Below are 5,154 nucleotides of genomic sequence, written 5' to 3'. Positions count from 1 at the left end.
ATTAACGCCAATGTAAAAGCAACCACCGCCGTAAATACAGAGTTGGCAATTTCACTGCTCGTAGCTGTTTTAGTAAAGCCGCTTACAAAATACATCATAAATACATGAGTCAAATAAATCCCATAGGTGTATTTCGATGCCCTTGCAAACCACGTCGCTAACGGATTCTCGCGAAGCGTTTGGAAAATAATAAAAAATCCGCATGCGCAAAGCACCATGTTGATATCAATACCATAAGGCGCTTGATAAATACTCAATATAGCAAAATTGTACCAAGTTAAGAAAATAGTCAATATATATCCTATAACGCAAAACAGGAGTGCATATTTTCTATATTTATTGAGATCCAAGCCGTACAGAAGTCCGCCTATAAGAAAATAAACAAACCATCCATCGGTAATAAAAGGAATAGAGATAATGTTAGCATTTGGGAAATAGCGATTAATATAGAGGTGCAACCAACTAACACCTAGCAAAAAGGCGATAGACTTGAGTCTCGAAGCTGGCTCTATACGTTGAATAATATAACCAACAAAGGGGGCCACGGCATAAGCACCCACTATCCAGTAGATAAACCAGAAATGTAAAGAAACAAACATTGAACCATTAAAAGCGGGTCCGATAATAATCGCATGTAGAAAATCCGTCAGAGTGTTTATAGAAAAAAAACCTGACAGAGAATTAACGGCCCGCCCAAAGTCATAATGCACCATAAAATAATGAATATAAGCGTAAAGTAAAAACGGGATAACTATAGTAACAAACCTGTTGTAATAATATTTCTTCAAGCTAACTATTTTTTCGTTTAGAGCGAAATAACCGCTAATTAGAAAAAAAGAGATAAATCCTGCACGTGATATTGACTGTAAGATTAGTGCAGCTAAGTTTGACCCTGAACTATTTGTATACTCCGGAGTTGAATGTATCAAAACCACCATAAATATAGCAAAGACTCTTAATACCTCAACCCCCTGAATTCTTTTTGCGATCATATTGCTTTATATTCCTAAGCTAATAACTCACTGGGCAGCACAGAATACTGCCCAACATCTAAGGTAGAAAATATCTAATGAATATTAGATAAACGTTTTTTTAGCTGATCAAGTATATTTTCAACCAATGCGACAGCGGAAAAAGCACTATTGCATTCAGCATAACAGCGCAGCTCAGGAGCATTGCCGGATGGGCGCAGATGAATTACAGAATCATCACTGAGAGTGAGTCGAAGACCATCAGTGGAATCGACGCCCTTGATTCCCAGGTTAAAACCAAGAGAATGTACAAAGTCGAGCGGATCTTGCAATGCTTTAGCAATGATTTCTTTGCTCCGCGCCGTGGCAAAGTTCTGGATGCGGTCTGAGTGAGTAAACCGCTGAGGAAGATGTTGTAATAAGTGCGACATCGGGACCTTTGCGGTAACGGCGCTAGCAAATACCATCAGAAATGGCAGAACGGCATCACGTGTCGGCAGTGCGGAAATCGTAGTATCACCAAATGTGATGTCGCTGCCCAGTAAAAATCCACCGTTAGCTTCAAAGCCAGCGATGCGCTCATAGTCGATGCTTAGCCCGGAAAATGCGGCAATGACATAAGGTGAACCAATCTTTGTTAGCTCAATATGCTTAAACAGGCCGGATTTTGCGATCGCCGTATTACAACTAACCGGGATAGCGAGTGCGTCAATACCCAGCGCCTTAGCACATAGTAGACCAAGGATATCACCGCGCAACCATTCTCCCTGCTCATCAGCCACAAGAGGACGATCACCATCGCCATCAGTTGAGAAGATAGCGTCGAGATTAAGCTCGCTCGCCCATCCACGGGCTTTCACTTTATCTTCTTCAGAAACAGCTTCGGTATCGATTGGTACAAATTCATCGCTGCGACCAATGCTGATGACTTCAGCCCCAAGCCGGGTAAATATTTTGGCATAAAGATCGCGACCAGCGCTGGAGTGCTCGTAAATACCTACCCGCTTGCCTGCCAGCGTATCAGCACCAAACAGAGAGGTGTAACGCGCAATGTAGTTATCGGCGGCCAGCGACGACGTTGTCAATCCAGGTAAAGGTATTTCGAGGCTAAAAACGGACTCGCACTGCAGAATGCTTAGCTCATCGGCTTTGGTGATCTCTCCATCTGGACGGTAAAATTTTAACCCGTTGCGATCGAAGGGGATATGGCTGCCGGTAACCATAATGGCCGGGATCCTGTCATGGAGCGATTGATTAGCCAGCGCGGGCGTTGGGATCACTCCGTAATAAACCGCTCTTAGCCCTTTAGCAATAATAGCCTGAGCGCAGGCCTTCGCCATAGCATAGCTGCTCGGGCGATTATCAATGGCTAAGGCAACAGTATCAAAGGTAAAATCCCGCGCCATGACATCAATAAATGCGTGTGCAAATGCAGCACAGACTTCAGAAGTGAAATCGACAACCAGACCTCGTGCTCCGCTTGTTCCAAACGCAACATTACTGTTCTTTATCACATGTTTGGAATTTAACATTATTTATTATCCTTAATACGTCCATATTTATCATCGAAGCGAACGATATCATCACTGCCAAGATAAGTCCCGGACTGGATTTCAATGACTTCTAACGGCACCTTGCCCGGGTTTTCCAGAGTATGTACGACCCCAACGGGAATAAACGTTGATTCATTTTCCGATACCAGAAAAACGTCATCACCGCGCGTCACCTTCGCTGTACCAGCAACGACCACCCAATGCTCTGCGCGATGGTAATGCATTTGTGTCGAGAGACGCTCACCCGGCTTTACGGTAATGCGTTTAACCTGATAGCGCCCCCCCTGATCAACGGAATCATAACGCCCCCAGGGACGATACTCTTCACGGTGTGAAATATGCTCACTACGTTTTTCATGTTTAAGGACATCGACGACTTTTTTGATATTCTGTACTTGATCCTGCTTAGCAATCAACAACGCATCTTTAGTTTGAACAATCACAAGATCATCCGCACCAATTGTGGCGACCAGCGAATTTTCAGCATAGACATAGTTATTGTTGCTATTGTGATAAATCACATCGCCATGGGTCACGTTGCCATTGTCATCTTTGGTAGAAATATCCCACAACGAACTCCAGGAACCAACATCGCACCATTGAGCATCCATTGGCACAACAACACTATGGCAAGTTTTTTCCATCACTGCATAATCTACTGATTCATCCGGGCAGGCGGCAAAAACCGAGCCATCAAGCCGGATAAAATCAAGATCGGCCGAGGCACATGACATTGCCTTTCTACAGACGCTTAGTATGTCCGGACGGAATTTTTCCAGTTCTGCCAAATAGATACTTGCTTTAAACATGAACATTCCGCTGTTCCAGAGATAGTTGCCGTCACGTAGATAAGCCTCTGCGGTAGACTGATCAGGTTTTTCAACAAAAGCATCGACTTTGAAGACCGACTCGATCAGTTCATTACCTTGTCGAATGTATCCATAGCCCGTTTCAGCATGCGAGGGGACAATGCCAAAGGTCACCATTTTTCCATCCACCGCCTGCCTCTGAGCCAGAGTCACACTACTGCAAAACGCATCAACGTTTTGAATAACATGATCGGCAGCAAGCACCAGCATAATAGGGTCATCGCCATCTTTTAATGCATGGAGTGCGGCCAGAGCAATAGCAGGTGCAGTGTTGCGACCCACGGGTTCAAGAATGATGTCAAAGTCGAGAATTCCTGCCTGGCGCAATTGTTCAGCGACGATAAATCGGTGCTCGTTATTACTGATAATAAGAGGCGTGCTGCAATCGAGACTTTCGAGTCGCAAGAGTGTACCCTGCAACAACGAAGCATCATCAACTAATGACAAAAATTGTTTTGGATATAGAGAGCGTGAGAGCGGCCAGAGACGAGTTCCTGAACCTCCAGCCATAACAACAGGCAATATTTTCATATTATGCTCCCTCTATGACCTTGATGAAATAATTAACCATTTTGGACCTAGTATAATGCTGTGTAAAATACTCATAAACTTGATTTCTATTAATTGGATGCTCACGCAAATCATTAAAGCTAGTAGCTAACGCCTGAGCATTCTTTACTGGGACTACCAGGCCTGTTACACCATGCTTATTGACCCATGCGACACCAGAGCCCTTAATATCGGTTGAGATAACTGGTGTACCACAAGCCATAGCCTCAAGTTGCACGACACCGAAAGCTTCGGAGCGTTCAACGGATGGCAGACAGAATACATCTGCAGCGCTAAAGTATGCTGGCAGTTCATGAACGGAGAGCCGCCCCAGCAACTTAACGACATCTTCAAGGTTATACTCTTTAATTTTCGCTTTCAATTCAGGGGTTAACTCGCCTTGGCCACCCAGCAAGATAATATAGTTTTCGTCCAAAAGTCTTGCCGCCTCGATAAGATACTCAAAGCCTTTGTAGTAGACGTGTCGACCAAGAGAAAAGATAACAAACTTACCGTCATAGCGCTGTTTAATCTGCTCGACTGACTCAGGTGTCGCAACCATTTTATCTTCGTCAATGCCAATCGGGATAACTTCAACCTTATTAAGGTATTTCGCGAGATCTTCTGAGGCGTCGGCATAAACCTGGCTGGTTGCGATAATTTTGTTACTACGAGCAAGCAAATCGTTTTGCAAAGGTATAAAAGGAATTTTCAAATACTTTTGTTTTACTATATCGCTGTGCCAATGGACGATAATTTTACAACCTTTACGGGGTTTAAATATGAAAAAGGCGAGAAGCGCGAGTGGATTCGGTAAGTGAACATGTATAACGTCATAGTTATTTCTAATTTTTTTCCATACTTTAATGAACTCGAAGGAGACATAAGTGCTTGCTAAATGGGCAAGACTGGCGCAGCGATAAACCTTGACGCTATCGATGACCTCTTCAGAAGATTCATTTTTTTCCGAAACGCATAATACATCAACGTCGTAACCTTCTTGTTTTAATACCGTTGATATATCGTACACTACCGTCTCGATCCCTCCCCAGAAGGGGGGATATAACTTACTTACTTCGAGAATACGCACTTAAACCTCTTTATAAAAAAATGAAACCCGTTTCTTATCAAGAATTCATTATTGAAATATTTTTTTAAAATATTCTGCGCATGCACTATCAGAATAATATTGAAGGAAGAGTGTCCTTGTTG

4 protein-coding genes are annotated in these 5,154 nt (G+C 43.3%); all 4 read right to left on the bottom strand.

Annotation, left to right across the window (positions count from 1 at the left end; genetic code table 11):
- A partial coding sequence (locus INF73_RS21730) for an acyltransferase (protein WP_193547320.1) occupies positions 1–992 on the bottom strand: 992 nt, incomplete at its 3' end.
- A gap of 74 nt (positions 993–1,066) precedes the next feature.
- Positions 1,067–2,503, bottom strand: a complete 1,437-nt coding sequence (locus INF73_RS21725) for a phosphomannomutase (RefSeq protein WP_193542921.1) — start codon at positions 2,501–2,503, stop codon at positions 1,067–1,069.
- Positions 2,503–3,924, bottom strand: coding sequence for a mannose-1-phosphate guanylyltransferase/mannose-6-phosphate isomerase (locus INF73_RS21720; protein ID WP_193542922.1), 1,422 nt, complete (start codon positions 3,922–3,924; stop codon positions 2,503–2,505). The genes INF73_RS21725 and INF73_RS21720 overlap by 1 nt, the downstream gene beginning before the upstream one ends.
- A gap of 1 nt (position 3,925) precedes the next feature.
- Complete coding sequence (locus INF73_RS22305) at positions 3,926–5,032, bottom strand: glycosyltransferase (protein ID WP_063942188.1); 1,107 nt, start codon at positions 5,030–5,032, stop codon at positions 3,926–3,928.
- Positions 5,033–5,154: the final 122 nt, after the last annotated feature.

Origin of the sequence: Enterobacter cloacae complex sp. P6RS, assembly GCF_014982245.1 — a bacterium.
GTDB classification, from domain to species: Bacteria; Pseudomonadota; Gammaproteobacteria; order Enterobacterales; family Enterobacteriaceae; genus Enterobacter; species Enterobacter bugandensis.
The sequence above is the reverse complement of the archived record's forward strand: the minus strand, read 5'-3'. Positions and strand labels throughout refer to the sequence as shown.

What these genes read in the sequence shown, in the direction of transcription:
- INF73_RS21720 (WP_193542922.1), bottom strand. Translation starts at nt 3,924, where the DNA reads ATGAAAATATTGCCTGTTGTTATGGCTGGAGGTTCAGGAACTCGTCTC.
- INF73_RS21725 (WP_193542921.1), bottom strand. Translation starts at nt 2,503, where the DNA reads ATGTTAAATTCCAAACATGTGATAAAGAACAGTAATGTTGCGTTTGGA.